Origin of the sequence: Rhodanobacter geophilus (assembly GCF_040812275.1) — a bacterium.
Classification (GTDB): domain Bacteria; phylum Pseudomonadota; class Gammaproteobacteria; order Xanthomonadales; family Rhodanobacteraceae; genus Rhodanobacter_A; species Rhodanobacter_A geophilus.
Map to the genome: position 1 here is coordinate 188,131 of NZ_JBFOHL010000010.1, position 16,149 is coordinate 204,279.

Sequence of the window (16,149 nt, forward strand, 5' to 3'; positions counted from 1 at the left end):
GCCATCCCGGCGGAGGCCGGGATCCAGTGACTTTTGCACGCTCTGAGGCACCGGATCCCGGCTTTCGCCGGGATGACGAGCAGAAGCAGCGTTTCCCTAGCGCTTCAACAACGGCAGCTTGTCCGGCGCGCCATCCCACCGGGCGGCGTCCTCCATCGCCGGGATCTTGCGCGCCAGCACCGGCCACTCGCGCGCCAGCTCGGCATTCAGCGCGAGAAAGCCTTCCTGCCCCGCCGGCACGTCCAACTCGGGGAAGATCGCGCCCACCGGGCACTCCTCCACGCACAGGGTGCAGTCGATGCACTCGTCGGGGTCGATCACCAGGAAATTCGGGCCCTCGTGGAAACAGTCCACCGGACACACCTCGACGCAGTCGGTGTGCTTGCAATTGATGCAGTTCTCGGTGACGACATGGGCCATCGGCACGGCGCTCCAACCGGTTTTCACGTTCCGGCCAGCATCATCCGCCGCGGCACCCGCAGCCATGATCTGGATCAGGCGGCCGTGCCCGGGGGCTCCGGACGGACTTGACGGACAGATTGCCGCAGCCGCCTGACCGCGATCATCGCGGCGCGCGTGCGCGCCCGCGAGAATGCGCACACCAAGACCGGGGACGCCCATGCCCACCACCGAGTACTACAACGACAAGGTCGTCCGCCAGTTCCTGCTGGCCGCGGCGGTCTGGGGCATCATCGGCATGTCGGTGGGCGTGTACATCGCCGCCGAGCTGATGTGGCCCGCGCTCAACTTCGACCTGCCCTGGATCACCTTCAGCCGGCTGCGCCCCGACCACACCTTCGGCGTGATCTTCGCGTTCGGCGGCAGCGCGCTGATGGGCACCTGCTACTACGTGATGCAGCGTACCGGCCACGCGCGGCTGGCTTTCGACCGCTTGGCCGGCTTCACGTTCTGGGGCTGGCAGATCGTCTGCGTGCTGGCGATGGTGTCGATGCCGCTGGGCCTCACCACCAGCAAGGAATACGCCGAGCCGGAATGGTGGATCGCGCTGTTCACCGCGGTGGTGTGGGTGTGCTTCGGCGTGGTGTTCTTCGGCTCGCTGGCGCGCCGGCGCATCAAGCACATCTACGTGGCGAACTGGTACTACGGCGCCTTCATCATCGCGGTGGGCCTGCTGCACATCGTCAACCACCTGTCGCTGCCGGTGTCCTGGAGCAAGTCCTACCCGATCTACTCGGGCACGGTCGACGCGATGGTGGAGTGGTGGTACGGCCACAACGCGGTGGCGTTCTTCCTCACCGCGGGCTTCCTCGGGATGATGTACTACTTCGTGCCGCGCCAGGCGCAGCAGCCGTTGTGGAGCTACCGCTTCTCCATCGTCAATTTCTGGGCGCTGATCTCGGTCTACATGTGGGCCGGTTCGCACCACCTGATGTACACCGCGCTGCCCGACTGGGTGCAGTCGGTGGGCATGGCGTTCTCGCTGGTGCTGCTGATGCCGAGCTGGGGCTCGGCGGCGAACGGCCTGCTCACCTTCAACGGCTCCTGGCACAAGGTGAAGAGCGACCCGGCGGTGAAGTTCATGGTGATGTCGCTGGTGTTCTACGCCGCCGCCACCTTCGAAGGCTCGATGATGGCGATCAAGACGGTGAACTCGCTGTCGCACTACACCGACTGGACGATCGCCCACGTGCATTCCGGCTCGCTGGGCTGGGTGGCGATGATCACCATCGGCTCGCTGTACGCGATGGCGCCGCGCGCGCTGGGCCGTCCCGCGATGCATTCCGTGCGTGGCATGAACCTGCATTTCTGGCTGCACATGGCCGGCACCCTGCTGTACGTCGGCGCGATGTGGACGGCCGGCGTCACCGAGGGCGAGATGTGGCGCGCCACCCTGCCGGACGGCTCGCTGAAGTACGGCTTCCTCGACAGCCTGATCGCGATCAAGCCGATGTACCTGATCCGCTGGTTCGGCGGCGTGCTGATCCTCTCGGGCATGTGGGTGATGGCGTGGAACCTGTGGCACACCGCCGCCGAAGCGCGCGCCCACCTCATCAAGCCGATCCCGGTGCCGATCCCGGAGCCGGAGCCCCACCAGATCCCGGCGCCATTGGCCGCTATCTGATGCGCTCGTCCGTGATCGCCGCTTCGACCAGGTTCCCGCTGCGGGAAGGCCATTCGATCCTGCAAGTCCAACCGCGGCCATCCATGGCCGCACTGGTTCACCTGATGCGCTCGTCCATGAGCGCTGCTTCGATCACATCCCTGTTTCGGGAAGGTAGCCGATTCCTGCCAGTCCAACCGCGGCCATCCATGGCCGCACTCTTCAAATAGAGCTGATCCTCATGGCCTACAGGCATTTCGAAGCGATCGAGAAGCACGCCGGCCTGCTCGGCATCGGCATCGCGATCATGGTCTCGCTGGGCGGGCTCGCCGAGATCACCCCGCTGTTCGTCGAGGCGCATTCGCTCAAGGCGCCGCCGAACGTGCATCCCTACGACCCGCTGCGGCTGGCCGGCCGCGACGTCTACGTGCGCGAGGGCTGCTACCTGTGCCACTCGCAGATGATCCGCGCGCTGCGTTTCGAGACCCAGCGCTACGGCCACTACTCCACCGCCGAGGAGTCGGTCTACGACCGCCCGTTCCAGTGGGGCTCCAAGCGCACCGGGCCGGACCTCGCCCGCGTGGGCGGCAAGTATTCCGACGACTGGCAGCGCATGCACCTGACGAACCCGCGCAGCGTGGTGCCGCAGTCCAACATGCCCGGCTACCCGTGGCTGGCCAAGGCCGGCATCGACGGCGCCGACATCCAGGCGCGCATGCGCGTGCTGCGCAAGCTGGGCGACCCGTACAGCGACGCCGACATCGCCGCCGCGCCCGAGGCCGTCAAGGGCAAGACCGAGCTGGACGCACTGGTCGCCTACCTGCAGGGCCTGGGCATCAAGAACGAGCCCACCCCGGGCACGGCGCCGGCCAGCGACGGAGGTGCGCCATGAGTCCGTTCTGGGGCCAGCTGGCCGGCGTGATGATCGTGCTGATGTTGCTGAGCTTCATCGGCATCTGGATCTGGGCCTGGCGCAGGTACCACCAGCCGGTGTTCGACCGGATGGCGCAGTTGCCGATGCAGGACGAGGGTCTGCCCGTCGACGGCGCGGCAGGGGAGAAGGCGCGATGAGCACCGGCTGGTCGTTGTGGGTGATGTTCCTGGTGGTGCTGAACCTCGGCATCACCTTCTTCCTGTACCTGTGGGGCCCGCGCGCGAAGATCCCCACCCAGCCCGACGGCACCAGTGGCCACGTGTGGGCGCACGGCGTGCTGCGCGAGGGCGTGCGCCGGCTGCCGACCTGGTGGGTGGTCTTTTCCGGCGCGATGTTCGCCGCCGCCTTCGGCTACCTCGTGCTGTATCCGGGCTTCGGCAACCACAAGGGCACCCTGGGCTGGACCTCGCACGGCCAGCTGGCCGCCGAGCAGGCCGTCAACGAGGCGAAGCTGGAGCCGCTGATGCAGCGCTTCGCGCTGTACACGCCCGAGCAGCTGGCCGGCGATCCGGCCGCGCAGCAGCTGGGCAAGGTGCTGTTCGAGGACAATTGCGCGGCCTGCCACCAGCGCAGCGGCAAGGGCAACCAGCAGCTGGGCGCGCCCGACCTCACCGACCACGACTGGCTGTACGGCGGCAGCGGCAAGGACATCACCACTTCGATCCACGACGGCCGCAACGGCGTGATGCCGCCTTGGGCCAGCCTCGGCGAGCCGACCGTGAAGAACCTCGCGCAGTACGTGCTCGGCCTGTCCGGCTCGCCGCACGATGCGAAGATGGCGGCCGCCGCCGAACCGATCTTCAAGGGCACCTGCGCGGCCTGCCACGGCCCCGACGGCAAGGGCAACCAGGCGCTGGGCGCGCCCAACCTCACCGACCACATCTGGCTGCACGGCGGCACGCTGGCCGACATCGAGGCCACCATCCACGATGGCCGCCAGGGTCACATGCCGGACTGGGACAAGCGCCTCAGCGACCAGCAGATCCACGTGCTGGCGGCCTATGTCTACCACCTGTCGCACCCCGATGCCGGCGCCGCGGACTGAGCCAGCGCCGAGCGAGGCCGGCGGTCGCTGGTACCGCCAGCCGATCCTGTGGCTGGGTCTCGTGGTGTTCGTGGCCTCGATGATCGGCTGCGCGTGGATCATCGTGGCGAGCTCGCGCAGCGCCGACCTGCCACTGGAAACCCCGCACACCGTGTTCGGCGTGCCCACCAGCGCCCGCAGCAGCCACGCCGGCCCGCCATGAACGCGCATGCCGTCTGGGGCCACCCGCTGCTGCTCGCCCAGGTGCTGCGGCCTCGCCGCGACGGCCGCAGCGAGGCGGCGCTGCGCGTAGCCGCGCTGGGCGAACCGCGTCGCGCGCTCGCGCTGGAACAGGCGGTCCGCGCCCTGCCCGGTGTCGAACGCGTGGCCGTCCTTCCCGCCGCGCGCCGCCTGCGCGTGGTGTGGGACCCGCACCGGCTCTCGCTGGACACGCTGGTGGAGCGCTGCGCCGCGCTGCAGTGCCCGGCCCAGCCACTGCCCCACGATGACGCCGATGACGTGCGCGCCGCCGAGCTGCACGATGCGCTGAAGCGCCTGCTGGTCGCCGGCATGTGCATGATGCAGGTGATGGCCTATGCCCTGGTGATCTACCTCGGCGCGGTCGATTTCGTGGACTTCACCACCCGCGGCCTGTTCCGCTGGCTGGGCTTCCTCACCGCGATCCCGCTGGTGGCCTATTCGGCCCGGCCGTTCTTCGCCGGCGCCGTGCGCGAACTGCGCCAACGCCGGCTCGGCATCCACCTGCCGGTGGCGCTGGCGGTGGCGCTGGTATTCCTCGCCAGCGCCTGCAACACGCTGCGCGGCAGCGGCGAGATCTATTTCGACTCGGTGAGCATGTTCGTGTTCCTGCTGCTGGCCGCGCGCTACGTGGAGCTGCGCGCGCGCCACCACGGCAACGCGCAGGGCGACGCCGCGATCGACGCCGCGCCGCTGCTGGCGCAGCGCATCGACGCCGACGGCACGCTGGAAACCGTGCCCGCGCTGGCGCTCCGCGCCGGCGACCGCGTACACGTCGCCGAAGGCAGCACCGTGCCCGCCGACGGCGTCTTGGAAGCAGAATCGGCGCAGCTGGACGAAGCCCTGCTCAGCGGCGAATCGCGCCCGGTGCAGCGCCATCGCGGCGAGCCACTGGTGGCCGGCAGCGTGCTGCTGGATGGGCCGGCCACGCTGCGCGTGGAGCGCAGCGGCGAGGCCACCACGGTGGCGCGCATCGGCGCATTGGCCAGCCGTGCCAGAGCCGCGCGCAGCTTCGCCACGGCCAGCGACCGCGACATCGCCCGCTTCGTGGCCCGCGTGCTGCTGCTCACCGCGCTCACCGCATTCGGCTGGTTGCTGGTCGATCCCGCGCGCGCCTTCGACGCCGCGCTCGCGGTGCTGGTGGTGGCCTGCCCCTGCGCGTTCGCGCTCACCGCGCCGGCCGCGTTCACCCGCGCGCTGACCGCGCTGGCGCGCCACGGCGTGCTGGTCACCGACAGCGCCGCCCTGGGCCGGCTGGCGCGCGTCGACACCGCGCTGTTCGACAAGACCGGCACGCTGGGGGTGCCGCGGCTGGACCTTGCCGCGATCGAACCGCTGCGCGGCGATGCCCGCGAGGAAGTACTCGCGCTCGCCGCCGCACTCGCCCGCGAAAGTTCGCACCCGCTGGCCCGCGCGCTCACCGATACCGCCAGCCAGCTGGGCCCGCTGCGGCAGGCCGAACAGGTGGAAGCGGTGGCCGGCGCCGGCCTGCGCAGCACGGTCGCCGGGCGCGAGCTGCGCCTGGGCCGTGCCGACTTCGCACTGGGTCACGCGCTGACTCCCGAACGCCAGCGCGATGCCCTGCTGCTGGCCGACGCGGATGGAGCCATTGCCGCCTTCCGCCTCGCAGAGCGCCCGCGCCACGACGCGCAGGCCACGCTGGACGCGTTGCGCACCGACGCCATCATCCCCTGCATCACCAGCGGCGACGCGCCCGAGCGCGTGGCCACTCTGGCGAACACGCTCGGCATCACCGACTGGCGCGGCCGCCAGAGCCCGGACGACAAGCTGGCGCGGCTGCGCGAGCTGCGCGCCCAGGGTCGCGTGGTGCTCGCGGTGGGCGACGGCAGCAACGACGCCCCCATCCTCGCCGGCGCCGACGTTTCCGCCGCACTGGCCGGCGGCACCGGCCTGGCCCAGGCGCAGGCCGACCTGCTGCTGATGGACGACCGCCTCGGCGGCCTCGCCCGTGCCCGCGCCATCGCGGGCGAGGCGCAACGCATCGTGGCCCAGGGCCGGCGCTGGTCGCTGGCCTACAATCTGTGCGCGGTGCCGTTCGCCGCGTTCGGCTTCGTGCCGCCGTGGCTGGCCGGCATCGGCATGTCGCTCAGTTCGCTGGCGGTGGTGCTGAATGCGCTGCGCGCCGGCCGCGACACCGTCGAACCTTCACAGGAGCTGCGTGCATGAACATCCTGCTGGTGCTGATCCCGGTCACCGCGTTGGTGGTGATCATGGGCGTGGCGCTGTTCTTCTGGGCGGTGAACCACCAGCAGTTCGACGACCTCGACACGCCCGGCATCCTGCCGCTGCTGGACGACCCCGCCTCCGACGCAACACCGGCCCCGGCCAAGGACACGACAGGCAAGCCATGAGTACGCTCGACGAAACCCGCATCGCCACCCTGGTCGACCGCTTCTACGACAAGGTGCGCGCCGACGCGTCCATCGGCCCGATCTTCAACGCCGCCGTGCACGACTGGGCGGAGCACAAGGGCCTGCTCACGCGCTTCTGGTGCTCGGTGGCGCTGGGCACGCAGAGCTATCGCGGCAACCCGATGGCCGTGCACCGCGGCCAGCCCGCGATCCGCGCCGTGCACTTCGCGCGCTGGCTGGAGTTGTGGCGCGAAACCACGAACGAAGTGCTGGACCAAGACGATGCCGCGCGGATGCAGGACTACGCCGACCGCATCGGCCGCAGCCTGCGCCTGGGCATGGGGCTGCCCGAACGGCTGGATGTGCGGCCGCTGGGCATTCCGGTGGTGGGGGGTGGTCGGTCTTGAGGACCCGCCGTCCTCTGTCCGATGTTTGGTGCTGACGCAAGTTTCGGGGCGGTTTCGGACGGCTGTCGCAAGTTTCAGAGCGGTTTCGGACGCCTGCCGGCGCCCGGGTCACTTCTCTTTGCTGGCCCACGCCACCGCGCGGAGCGGTGGCGAACGGCGAAGCCGGCCCGAAGGGCGGAGGGCAGGATGCCCGGAGTCAAGAGAAGTAACCATGAGAGAATGGCCTGATTCAATACGCCGGGATTACAAGCCTGTTGTGTCGAGGAGCCGGGAACAGCTCCCGCCTACGCGATTGACGGCGCGGCCACACCGCGCCGTATCCGGGAACTGAGGCACAAAGCCTCGCGCCGCTTTGGCTTTGGCTTTGGCTGTTGTTATTGCTTCTGCGCGCTGGGAGCGCGCTGCTCTACCCGGGCCCCCTCGGTGGCGGTGAGGCGGGGCAGGAGGCCCGGAGAGCGCCTCCGCGGGGTGCCCTTTTCTCTTGGCTACTTCTCTTTTGGGCACGCAAAAGAGGAGTAGCTCGCCCCGCGGCAGCGGGGCGAAACCGCTCTGTTACTCGCGCCAGCGCAAGTGCAAAAAACCTCAGCCCAGCGCCTTCAGCGCCGCGTCGTAATCCGGCTCGTGGGTGATCTCGTCCACCAGCTCGGCATGGATCACCTTGTCGTGCGCGTCCAGCACCACCACCGCGCGGGCGGCCAGGCCGGCCAGCGGACCGTCGGCGATCGCCACACCGTAGTCGCGCAGGAACTCGCGGCCGCGCATCAGCGACAGCATCTGCACGTTCTGGATGCCCTCGGCGCCGCAGAAGCGGCCCTGCGCGAACGGCAGGTCGGCCGAGATGCACAGCACCACGGTGTCGGTGAGCTTCGCCGCCAGCTCGTTGAAGCGGCGCACCGAGGCCGCGCACACGCCGGTGTCCACGCTGGGGAAGATGTTCAGCACCTTGCGCTTGCCGGCATGGCTCGCCAGCGTGGCCTCGGACAGGTCGCCGCCGACCAGACGGAATGCCGGCGCCTGGCTGCCGGGCGCCGGGAAGCTGCCGTCGACGCGTACCGGCTGAGCCTTGAAATGGACTGTGGACATGGAGCACCTCGCGATGGGGAAAGACAGGACCTACAAGTAGAACATGGTCTTGGCCAGGAAAACGATGGCCGCCATCATCGCCAGCACGATGCGGTGCGTATGGCGGAAGCGGCAGGCGTCCATCCGTCCGCGCGCGCCGGCCCACACCGCATTGACGAACACGCCGAGCACGCCGAATGCCAGCGCCACCTTGGCCAGCAGGAACCAGCCGAAGCGCGCGCTGCCGATGCAGCGGAGGCCGTTGCAGCGCAGGTCGAACAAGGCGAAGCCGGAGAGGAAGAGAAGCAGCACGACCACCGGCATGAAACGGCGCACCCGTGCCATCACCGCGGTCTCGATCCGCCCCATGGTGGCGATGTCGATGTGCTCGTGCAGGCCTTCCAGCACGAATACCTCGAACGCCGCCGCCCCCACGAACACGATCGCGCAGGAAAGATGCAACAGCACGATCCACGGGTAGTACGGGGCGATCAGGTCCTGCACGACGCCTTCCTCAGCCCGGCCTGCCGTCGGCGCGCGGGGTCAGGTAGATCCACGCCGAACGCAGCACCCATGGCAGGAAGGCCAGCAGCCAGCCCGCACCCGCGACCACCAGCCACAGGTAACGGTCGCCGCCCAGCCCGGCGCGGATGCGCACCAGCACCACCAGCTGCAGCAGCACGAAGCACAGCCACGGCACCGGATGCATCTGCAGCGGCCGGCCGGAATGGCCGTGGGTCACGCGGGTCACCATCGCCACCAGCATCGAGCCGAAGAAGCCGATCGCCAGCGCGTGCAGCGGTGCCAGCCCCAGCACCTGCTCGCCGCGGGTCGCCAGCGCCAGGTCCTGCACGCAGAACAGCACGAAGGCCACCGGCAGCCACGCGAACGCGATGTGCAGCACCGCCAGCAAGCCGGGCCGCAGGCAGCGCCACGGCCTCCACATCAGCCAGTGCGCGGCGAACAGCACGGCCAGCGGCAGGTCGCACAGCCACAGCCACAGTGGCAGGCCGCGCCAGTCCAGGAACACGTGCACGAGCAGCAACGCCCACATCGCCGGCAGGCTCCAGCCCGGGCGCCACATGGCATAGCCGGCCACCATGTTCTTGCTGAAGAACGGCAGCATGCGATGGCAGACGGTGAAGTACACCGGCAGCAGGAAGCCGAACGTGCCCAGCTTCACCGCCAGCCAGCCCAGCGCCGCCGGCAGGCCCGGGTCGAACAGCCGGACGACGAACAGCGCGAGCCCCAGCGTGCCCACGCCGAACGCCGCGAGGCACGACCAGCCGTGCCGGTTGCGGTCAGCCGCCTTCGCCAGCACGCCGGCCAGGGTGCCCACGCCCGCGAGATAGCCCGCCAGCATCGCCACCAGGCCGAGCTTGAGCAGTATCGGCATGCCAAGCAGGCCCAGCGTGCCCAGCACGTAGCCACCCAGCACGCCGCCGGCCACCGGCAGGTAGCGCCGTGGCGGCACCTCCGGCCCGTTCATCCAGCGCGGGAAGGTGGTCATCAGGAAGCCGAACATGAAGAGCGGGAACAGGCCGTACTGGACCAGCACGGCATGCCCCCACACCGGCGGCACGGTGGGCTGCGGCCAGCGCCCCCAGCCGAAGCGCAGCGAGGCCAGCTCCAGCGTCCACCATGCCATGGTCAGCAGCACCGCCACGGCGCCGGCGAGGAACAGCGGCCGGTGCGGCGCAGCCGCCAGCAGGGCGGCGGGGTCGTTGTGGGTGGTGGAGGTCGATGCGTCCATGGTGGCCGGCGTGTGGGTCGCCCCATGTTCGCAGGTCGATGGCGCCGCGGCCCTGACCTGGATCAGCCCGGCTTGCGGGTCATTCCGGCAGCAGGCTCTCGCCGAGCGTGCGCAATCCATCCATGTCGAGCAGCACCAGCTCGCGCCCTTCCAGCGCGATCAGCCCCTGGCTGCGGAACCGCCCCAGTACCCGGCTCACCGTCTCGGCGGCCAGCCGCAGGTAGTTCGCGATGTCGCCGCGCGACATGCTGAGGTGGAAGCGCGTGGCCGCGAAGCCGCGCGCCGCATAGCGGCTGGAGAGGTCGACCAGGAAGGCCGCCATGCGCTCGTCCGCGCTGTGGTCGCCGGCCAGCAGCGACACCGCGCCAAGCTCCTTGCTGATCAGCCGGAACAGGTGCTGCTGCACCGCCGGCTGGCGCGCCGCCAGCGCGCTCATCGCGGGGAACGAGAAGCGGCAGAACTGGGTGTCTTCCAGCGCCACCGCATCGCAGGGGAAGTGCTCGGGATAGATCGCGTTGAGCCCCACCACCTCGCCCGGCAAATAGAAGCCCAGCACCTGCTCGTTGCCGTCGCGGTCGAACAGCCGCGTCTTCACCGAACCGGTGCGCACCGCGTAGATCGCGCGGAACGGGTCGCCGGTGCGGAACACGTGCTCGCCCGCGCGGAACGGCCCCACGTGCTCGACCAGGCAGTGCAGTTCGAGCAGCTCCGGCTTGCCGTAGCCCACCGCGATGCAGGCTTCGGAAAACGCGCAGCTGGTGCAGAAGCGCGTGGCGTCGCCATCATCGGTGATCGGCTGGGACACCAGATGCAGACGTCCGGTCGGGTGGCTGGGGGGCATGGCGTCTCGCACCGGGCGCATGGCGTGTGGCGGATTCACGCATGATACCAAGCGATCCGGCGCCCGCGGCCTTCTGCGACGACGCGCCGCCGGCCACGGAGGCCGCCGCGGCCGCGCTACTTCTCCACGAACGCCCGCTCGATCACGTAGTCGCCCGGCTCGCGGGTGCGCGGCGAGGCCCGGAAGCCGCGGCCGTCCAGCAAGGCGCAGAGGTCGTCCAGCATGGCCGGGCTGCCGCACAGCATCACGCGGTCGGTTTCCGGGTTCAGCGGCGGCAGGCCGGCGGCCTCGCTCATCACGCCATCGGCGATCGCGTCGGTGATGCGGCCGCGGTTGCGGAACGGCTCGCGCGTCACCGTGGGGTAGTAGATCAGCTTTCCGCGCACCAGCTCGCCCAGGTATTCGTGCCGGGGCAGCTCGTGTTCCAGGTAGTGCGCGTAGGCGAGGTCGTTGATGTGGCGCACGCCGTGGGCCAGCACGATCTTCTCGTAGCGTTCGTAGGTGTCCGGGTCGCGGATGATGCTCATGAACGGCGCCAGTCCGGTGCCGGTACCGAACAGGTACAGGTGCCTGCCGGGCTTGAGGTCGGTGAGCACCAGGGTGCCGGTGGGCTTGCGCGTGACGATCAGCGGATCGCCGGGCCTGAGGTGCTGCAGGCGCGAGGTGAGCGGGCCGTTCGGCACCTTGATCGAGAAGAACTCCAGGTGCTCCTCCCAGCTCGCGCTGGCGATCGAGTAGGCGCGCATCAGCGGGCGGCCTTCGCTCTCCAGCCCGATCATCACGAACTGGCCGCTGTCGAAGCGGAAGCCGGGATCGCGCGTGGTGCGGAAGGAGAACAGCGTGTCGTTCCAGTGCTGCACGTCGATCACGTGCTCGGTCGCCATGGCTACCATGATTCGTCGTCTCGATTTCAGCCGGGGAAAAGCGCGCCGCCGCGCATGGCGGCAACGGGACTCGCGTGGGAGGGCGGCGTGCCGGTGGACCTGGCGAGTGGCCGCCTGGGGGCGCGGCGGCAGGCCATTTTACGCGATCCGGGTCATCGCCGCCCGCCATGTTCTCCGGCATCATGTGCGCAGTCCGGGGAGGGGAGCGAAGATGGAACCGAACGCCGCGCCGCCCGTGCGCGAACATCATGTCCACCAGCGCCATTTCGACCGCCTGGTGATGCTGTCCGACGGCGTGTTCGGCATCGCGCTGACCCTGTCGGCGGTGGAGCTGCGTCCGGAGGCGAAGCCGGGCCAGACCCTGCTGCAGGTCTGGGGCATGCCGCTGCTGGCCTATTTCCTCACCTTCTTCATCATCGGCCTGGTGTGGCTCCAGCACCGCCGCGCACTGGCCCAGCTGCGGCGCACCGACAACACGCTGACCCTGATCACCCTGGTGCTGCTGAGCATGATCGCGCTGATGCCGGTGGTGATCCGTGCGATGGTCACCGGCGAGGGCGGCCTGGACGCCACCAGCGGCCTGACCGCCTACGCGATTTCGCTGCTGGTGATCAATTCCTGCCTCACGGCGGGCTGGGGCTATGCGGTTTTCATCGGCCATCTGGTGCCCGACATGCCGCGACGGCAGGCCTGGAGCTGGCTGCTGCATGACGCGTTCATCACGCTGGTGTGGGCGGCGATCGCGTGCTGGTTCCAGCATGCGGTGTGGATGCTGGTCCTGATGGCCGCACTGGCCGTGGCCGCGCGCATCGCTTCGGCATGTCTGGCCCGCCGTGGAAAGCCCGCTCCGGGCTGAAACTCCACAGCGGCGCCCCGATCCGGGACAATGGCGGCCTGATGACCGCCATTGCCTGCCTTGAACCCGAAGCCTGGCGCCTGTCCGTGGCCCCGATGATGGACTGGACAGACCGCCATTGCCGCTTCTTCCACCGCCTGCTGTCCCCGCACGCAAGGCTGTACACCGAGATGGTGACCAGCGCGGCGCTGGTGCGCGGCAGGCAGTTGCGCCTGCTCGAACACAGCCACGAGGAACACCCGGTGGCGCTGCAGCTGGGCGGCAGCGAGCCGGCCGAACTGGCCGCGGCGGCGCGGCTGGGCGCGGCGGCCGGCTACGACGAGATCAACCTCAACGTGGGTTGCCCGTCCGACCGCGTGCAGTCCGGCCGCTTCGGCGCCTGCCTGATGTACGAGCCGGCGCTGGTGGCCGACTGCGTCAAGGCGATGCGCGACGCGGTGGGCGTGCCGGTGACGGTGAAATGCCGCATCGGCGTGGACGAGCAGGACGACTACGCCGACCTGCAGCACTTCACCGAGACCATGCTGGAGGCCGGCGTCGGGGTGCTGGCGGTGCATGCACGCAAGGCCTGGCTCAAGGGCCTGTCGCCGAAGGAGAACCGCGAGATCCCGCCGCTGGACTACCCGCGCGTGCACCGGCTCAAGCGCGAGTTCCCGGAACTCGTGGTGGTGATCAACGGCGGCATCACCACGGTGGGCCAGGTACAGGCGCAGCTGGCCGAACTGGACGGCGTGATGCTGGGCCGCGCCGCCTACCACGACCCGTACCTGCTGGCCCGGCTCGAACACGCGCTGCACGGCACCCCGCTGCCGCGCCGCGAGCAGGTGCTGGCGCGCCTGCGCCCCTATGTCGAGGCCGAGCTGGCGCGCGGCACCGCGCTCAAGCACATCACCCGCCACCTGCTGGGCCTGTACCAGGGCGAGCCGGGCGCGCGCGGCTTCCGCCGCGTGCTCAGCGAAGGCGCGCACCTGCCGGGCGCGGGCTGGGCGCTGATCGAGCGGGCGATGGCGCCGCTGGCGACGGCCGCGTGACAGCGATGGTCCGTCCGGTCACTATTCAGCCCTGCCTGCCCAAACTGAACGACCAGAGACAGACCACGGTCGAAGCATTCCGATGAAAGCCTGCCGAACCCTCACGTTGCTCGCGTCGCTGGCGCTCGCGCTGGCCGCGAGCCCCGCGGCATCGGCGCAGGCCAGGTCGGCCGACCTCAGCCTCGGCGATGCGGTGACCCGGGCACAGCAGGAAACCAATGGCCAGGTGCTGTCGGCCGAGTCGCGGCACTTTGACCGCCGTACCGAGTACCGCATCAAGGTGCTCACGCCGCAGGGCCACGTGCGGGTGATGACGATACGTGCCACCGGCAACGACAATACGCGACCACCTTCCCCGTCACCCAGAAACCCGCCCGGCCGGCGCGCCGGCGGCAAGGAGAGACACTGATGCGCATCCTCTTGGTGGAAGACGAGGCCCCGCTGCGCGAGACGCTGGCGGCACGACTGAAGCGCGACGGCTTCGCCGTCGACGCGGCGCAGGACGGCGAAGAGGCGCTCTACCTCGGCCGCGAGGTACCGTTCGACCTCGCCATCATCGACCTGGGCCTGCCCAAGATGTCCGGCATGGACCTGATCAAGGCGCTGCGCGAGCACGGCCAGCGCTATCCGGTGCTGATCCTCACCGCGCGCGGCGGCTGGCAGGACAAGGTGGAAGGCCTCAAGCAGGGCGCCGACGACTACCTGGTCAAGCCGTTCCACGTCGAGGAACTGCTGGCCCGCATCAACGCGCTGGTGCGCCGCGCCAGCGGCTGGTCCAAGCCGGTGCTGGCCTGCGGCCCGATCAAGCTGGACACCACCGCGCAGACGGTGACGGTGGAAGACAAGATCGTCGACCTCACCAGCTACGAGTACAAGGTGCTGGAGTACCTGATGCTGCACGCCGGCGAGCTGGTCTCCAAGGCCGACCTCACCGAGCACATCTACCAGCAGGACTTCGACCGCGACTCCAACGTGCTGGAAGTCTTCATCGGCCGCCTGCGCCGCAAGCTGGACCCGGAAGGCGCCCTCAAGCCCATCGAGACCGTGCGTGGACGCGGATACCGCTTTGCCATCCCCCGCACCGACGGCGACGACGAGTGAGCCCGCGCCGCGCCGCCCGCTGTCGCTGGCGGCGCGCTCGGCCATCACCACCGGCTTCGTGCTGGCCGCCTTCCTCGGGCTGGTCGGCGTGGTCATGTCCGTGGCCAAGCAGCAGACCGCACTGAACACCCTGCAGGACCAGCTGCGCGACGCCGCCATCACCGACATCATCACCCACACCGACGTCAACCGCGACGGCCGCCTGCTGCCGCCCGACTCGCCGCCGCAGAAGTTCTCCCAGCCCGGTTCCGGCCTGTACGCGGTGATCCTGGGGCCGGCCGGCTACCACTGGGAATCCACCTCGGCAGTCGGCCACGATTTCCGCTTCCTGAAACCGCTGCCGGTGGGCACGGACCAGTTCGCCGGCCCGGTCGACACCCGCATGGGCCGGCTCTACTACTACGCCAGGGGCGTAACCTTCGATTCCCTGGACGGCAGAAAATCGACGCCCGCCACCATCATGGTGGCGCAGACCGAGCAGCAGCTCGAAGGCGAGAACGCGGTGTACCGGCGCACGCTGGCGCTGTGGCTGTCGGTGCTGGGCATGATGCTGATCGTGCTGCAGCTGCTGCTGCTGCGCTGGAGCCTCACCCCGCTGCGCAAGGTGGCCAGCGACATGAGCCGGGTCGAGCGCGGCGACAGCGACCACCTGGACAGCCAGTACCCGCTGGAACTGACCGGCCTCACCGAGCGCATCAACGCCTTCATCAACAGCGAGCGCGAGCAGCGCACGCGCTACCGCCACACCCTGGCCGACCTCGCGCACAGCCTGAAGACGCCGCTGGCGGTGATCCGCTCGCAGATGGAATCGGCCAACGAAGACCCGGCGCGACGCGGCGTGCTCGACCAGGTGCGCCGCATGGACGAGCTGGTCGCCTACCAGCTGGCGCGCGCCGCCACCTCGGGCCGGCAGACCTTCGCCGCCGCGGTGCCGATCGCCAGCCATGCCGAGGACCTGGTGCAAAGCCTGGAGAAGGTCTATGCCGCGAAGAACGTGCTGTGCGAGTTCGACATCGCCGACGGCGCCTCCTTCCACGGCGAGCTGAACGACCTGCTCGAACTGATGGGCAACCTGCTGGAGAACGCGTTCAAGTGGACGCGCCACCACGTGCTGCTGGTGGTGCAGAAACAGCCCCAGCCCGGCCGCATCCGCCCCGGCCTGCTGCTCAGCGTGGAGGACGACGGCCCCGGCATCGCCGCGGACAAGATCGAGAAGGTGCTGCAGCGTGGCGTGCGCGGCGACGAGCGCGTGCAGGGCCACGGCATCGGCCTGTCCATCGTGCAGGACATCGTGCGCGCCTACCGCGGCGAGCTGGCGGTGGATCGTTCGCCCGAACTGGGCGGCGCACGCTTCAGCGTGAAACTGCCGCCGGAGTAGGAGCGGCTTCAGCCGCGATCGCGATCACGATCGGGCCAGGCATCGGGCAATCGCGGCTGAAGGCGCTTGTGTCTGCACAACCCCGTAAAGTGGCAGTGGAGAGCGATGTGCGGCACGCCGACAAGGCGCAGTGTTGGAAGCACGTGTAGGAGCCCGAGCGGCCGCACATCGACCTCACCCCATAGC

At 69.6% G+C, this 16,149-nt stretch carries 19 protein-coding genes; 13 read left to right on the forward strand and 6 right to left on the reverse strand.

The window, feature by feature from the left end:
* Positions 1–96: 96 nt before the first annotated feature.
* Positions 97–420 carry a ferredoxin FdxA gene (fdxA, locus tag ABQJ56_RS12625; RefSeq protein WP_367845382.1) on the reverse strand — a complete coding sequence of 108 codons (324 nt, stop codon included), beginning with the start codon at positions 418–420 and terminating at the stop codon, positions 97–99.
* Between the two features lie 199 nt (positions 421–619).
* Between fdxA and ccoN the strand changes: the two genes are divergently transcribed.
* From ccoN to ABQJ56_RS12665, 8 genes are all read left to right on the forward strand, one after another.
* Positions 620–2,083 (forward strand): cytochrome-c oxidase, cbb3-type subunit I, encoded by a 1,464-nt coding sequence (gene ccoN / locus ABQJ56_RS12630; protein ID WP_367845359.1) that lies wholly within the window; start codon positions 620–622, stop codon positions 2,081–2,083.
* A gap of 220 nt (positions 2,084–2,303) precedes the next feature.
* Positions 2,304–2,954 carry a cytochrome-c oxidase, cbb3-type subunit II gene (ccoO, locus tag ABQJ56_RS12635; RefSeq protein WP_367845360.1) on the forward strand — a complete coding sequence of 217 codons (651 nt, stop codon included), beginning with the start codon at positions 2,304–2,306 and terminating at the stop codon, positions 2,952–2,954.
* On the forward strand, positions 2,951–3,133 hold the full coding sequence (locus tag ABQJ56_RS12640) for a cbb3-type cytochrome oxidase subunit 3 (RefSeq protein ID WP_367845361.1): 183 nt from the start codon (positions 2,951–2,953) through the stop codon (positions 3,131–3,133). Before ccoO ends, ABQJ56_RS12640 begins: the two co-directional genes overlap by 4 nt.
* Entirely contained in the window at positions 3,130–4,041 is a 912-nt protein-coding gene (gene ccoP / locus ABQJ56_RS12645) for a cytochrome-c oxidase, cbb3-type subunit III (protein WP_367845363.1), read from the forward strand. Before ABQJ56_RS12640 ends, ccoP begins: the two co-directional genes overlap by 4 nt.
* Positions 4,022–4,243, forward strand: coding sequence for a hypothetical protein (locus ABQJ56_RS12650; protein WP_367845364.1), 222 nt, complete (start codon positions 4,022–4,024; stop codon positions 4,241–4,243). Before ccoP ends, ABQJ56_RS12650 begins: the two co-directional genes overlap by 20 nt.
* Positions 4,240–6,465, forward strand: a complete 2,226-nt coding sequence (locus tag ABQJ56_RS12655) for a heavy metal translocating P-type ATPase (RefSeq protein WP_367845365.1) — start codon at positions 4,240–4,242, stop codon at positions 6,463–6,465. The genes ABQJ56_RS12650 and ABQJ56_RS12655 overlap by 4 nt, the downstream gene beginning before the upstream one ends.
* The gene (gene ccoS / locus ABQJ56_RS12660; RefSeq protein WP_367845366.1) at positions 6,462–6,650 is read left to right on the forward strand and encodes a cbb3-type cytochrome oxidase assembly protein CcoS; all 189 of its coding nucleotides are present in this window, start codon (positions 6,462–6,464) and stop codon (positions 6,648–6,650) included. Before ABQJ56_RS12655 ends, ccoS begins: the two co-directional genes overlap by 4 nt.
* Complete coding sequence (locus ABQJ56_RS12665) at positions 6,647–7,057, forward strand: group III truncated hemoglobin (protein ID WP_367845367.1); 411 nt, start codon at positions 6,647–6,649, stop codon at positions 7,055–7,057. Before ccoS ends, ABQJ56_RS12665 begins: the two co-directional genes overlap by 4 nt.
* A 582-nt stretch (positions 7,058–7,639) precedes the next feature.
* On the opposite strand, the gene tpx is transcribed toward ABQJ56_RS12665, so the two are convergent.
* The 5 genes from tpx to ABQJ56_RS12690 all read right to left on the reverse strand — a co-directional run bounded on the left by tpx (position 7,640) and on the right by ABQJ56_RS12690 (position 11,606).
* Positions 7,640–8,140, reverse strand: coding sequence for a thiol peroxidase (gene tpx, locus ABQJ56_RS12670; protein WP_367845368.1), 501 nt, complete (start codon positions 8,138–8,140; stop codon positions 7,640–7,642).
* A 30-nt stretch (positions 8,141–8,170) separates the two neighbouring features.
* Positions 8,171–8,623 (reverse strand): CopD family copper resistance protein, encoded by a 453-nt coding sequence (locus ABQJ56_RS12675; RefSeq protein WP_367845369.1) that lies wholly within the window; start codon positions 8,621–8,623, stop codon positions 8,171–8,173.
* Positions 8,624–8,633: 10 nt separating this feature from the next.
* Positions 8,634–9,872 (reverse strand): NnrS family protein, encoded by a 1,239-nt coding sequence (locus ABQJ56_RS12680; protein WP_367845370.1) that lies wholly within the window; start codon positions 9,870–9,872, stop codon positions 8,634–8,636.
* Between the two features lie 79 nt (positions 9,873–9,951).
* Positions 9,952–10,713, reverse strand: a complete 762-nt coding sequence (locus tag ABQJ56_RS12685; protein ID WP_367845371.1) for a helix-turn-helix domain-containing protein — start codon at positions 10,711–10,713, stop codon at positions 9,952–9,954.
* A 116-nt stretch (positions 10,714–10,829) separates the two neighbouring features.
* Positions 10,830–11,606, reverse strand: a complete 777-nt coding sequence (locus ABQJ56_RS12690; protein ID WP_367845372.1) for a ferredoxin--NADP reductase — start codon at positions 11,604–11,606, stop codon at positions 10,830–10,832.
* 202 nt (positions 11,607–11,808) lie between these two features.
* Here ABQJ56_RS12690 and ABQJ56_RS12695 point away from each other — a divergent pair, with 202 nt between their 5' ends.
* The 5 genes from ABQJ56_RS12695 to ABQJ56_RS12715 all read left to right on the forward strand — a co-directional run bounded on the left by ABQJ56_RS12695 (position 11,809) and on the right by ABQJ56_RS12715 (position 15,963).
* The gene (locus tag ABQJ56_RS12695; RefSeq protein WP_367845373.1) at positions 11,809–12,453 is read left to right on the forward strand and encodes a TMEM175 family protein; all 645 of its coding nucleotides are present in this window, start codon (positions 11,809–11,811) and stop codon (positions 12,451–12,453) included.
* A 41-nt stretch (positions 12,454–12,494) separates the two neighbouring features.
* The gene (gene dusA, locus ABQJ56_RS12700) at positions 12,495–13,484 is read left to right on the forward strand and encodes a tRNA dihydrouridine(20/20a) synthase DusA (RefSeq protein ID WP_367845374.1); all 990 of its coding nucleotides are present in this window, start codon (positions 12,495–12,497) and stop codon (positions 13,482–13,484) included.
* Positions 13,485–13,566: 82 nt separating this feature from the next.
* Positions 13,567–13,893 carry a PepSY domain-containing protein gene (locus tag ABQJ56_RS12705; RefSeq protein WP_367845375.1) on the forward strand — a complete coding sequence of 109 codons (327 nt, stop codon included), beginning with the start codon at positions 13,567–13,569 and terminating at the stop codon, positions 13,891–13,893.
* Positions 13,893–14,585, forward strand: coding sequence for a response regulator transcription factor (locus ABQJ56_RS12710; protein WP_367845376.1), 693 nt, complete (start codon positions 13,893–13,895; stop codon positions 14,583–14,585). The genes ABQJ56_RS12705 and ABQJ56_RS12710 overlap by 1 nt, the downstream gene beginning before the upstream one ends.
* Positions 14,551–15,963, forward strand: coding sequence for an ATP-binding protein (locus ABQJ56_RS12715; RefSeq protein WP_367845377.1), 1,413 nt, complete (start codon positions 14,551–14,553; stop codon positions 15,961–15,963). The genes ABQJ56_RS12710 and ABQJ56_RS12715 overlap by 35 nt, the downstream gene beginning before the upstream one ends.
* Positions 15,964–16,149 lie beyond the last annotated feature (186 nt).

What these genes read in the sequence shown, in the direction of transcription:
- fdxA (WP_367845382.1), bottom strand. Translation starts at nt 420, where the DNA reads ATGGCCCATGTCGTCACCGAGAACTGCATCAATTGCAAGCACACCGAC.
- ccoN (WP_367845359.1), top strand. Translation starts at nt 620, where the DNA reads ATGCCCACCACCGAGTACTACAACGACAAGGTCGTCCGCCAGTTCCTG.
- ccoO (WP_367845360.1), top strand. Translation starts at nt 2,304, where the DNA reads ATGGCCTACAGGCATTTCGAAGCGATCGAGAAGCACGCCGGCCTGCTC.
- ABQJ56_RS12640 (WP_367845361.1), top strand. Translation starts at nt 2,951, where the DNA reads ATGAGTCCGTTCTGGGGCCAGCTGGCCGGCGTGATGATCGTGCTGATG.
- ccoP (WP_367845363.1), top strand. Translation starts at nt 3,130, where the DNA reads ATGAGCACCGGCTGGTCGTTGTGGGTGATGTTCCTGGTGGTGCTGAAC.
- ABQJ56_RS12650 (WP_367845364.1), top strand. Translation starts at nt 4,022, where the DNA reads ATGCCGGCGCCGCGGACTGAGCCAGCGCCGAGCGAGGCCGGCGGTCGC.
- ABQJ56_RS12655 (WP_367845365.1), top strand. Translation starts at nt 4,240, where the DNA reads ATGAACGCGCATGCCGTCTGGGGCCACCCGCTGCTGCTCGCCCAGGTG.
- ccoS (WP_367845366.1), top strand. Translation starts at nt 6,462, where the DNA reads ATGAACATCCTGCTGGTGCTGATCCCGGTCACCGCGTTGGTGGTGATC.
- ABQJ56_RS12665 (WP_367845367.1), top strand. Translation starts at nt 6,647, where the DNA reads ATGAGTACGCTCGACGAAACCCGCATCGCCACCCTGGTCGACCGCTTC.
- tpx (WP_367845368.1), bottom strand. Translation starts at nt 8,140, where the DNA reads ATGTCCACAGTCCATTTCAAGGCTCAGCCGGTACGCGTCGACGGCAGC.
- ABQJ56_RS12680 (WP_367845370.1), bottom strand. Translation starts at nt 9,872, where the DNA reads ATGGACGCATCGACCTCCACCACCCACAACGACCCCGCCGCCCTGCTG.
- ABQJ56_RS12685 (WP_367845371.1), bottom strand. Translation starts at nt 10,713, where the DNA reads ATGCCCCCCAGCCACCCGACCGGACGTCTGCATCTGGTGTCCCAGCCG.
- ABQJ56_RS12690 (WP_367845372.1), bottom strand. Translation starts at nt 11,606, where the DNA reads ATGGTAGCCATGGCGACCGAGCACGTGATCGACGTGCAGCACTGGAAC.
- ABQJ56_RS12695 (WP_367845373.1), top strand. Translation starts at nt 11,809, where the DNA reads ATGGAACCGAACGCCGCGCCGCCCGTGCGCGAACATCATGTCCACCAG.
- dusA (WP_367845374.1), top strand. Translation starts at nt 12,495, where the DNA reads ATGACCGCCATTGCCTGCCTTGAACCCGAAGCCTGGCGCCTGTCCGTG.
- ABQJ56_RS12705 (WP_367845375.1), top strand. Translation starts at nt 13,567, where the DNA reads ATGAAAGCCTGCCGAACCCTCACGTTGCTCGCGTCGCTGGCGCTCGCG.
- ABQJ56_RS12710 (WP_367845376.1), top strand. Translation starts at nt 13,893, where the DNA reads ATGCGCATCCTCTTGGTGGAAGACGAGGCCCCGCTGCGCGAGACGCTG.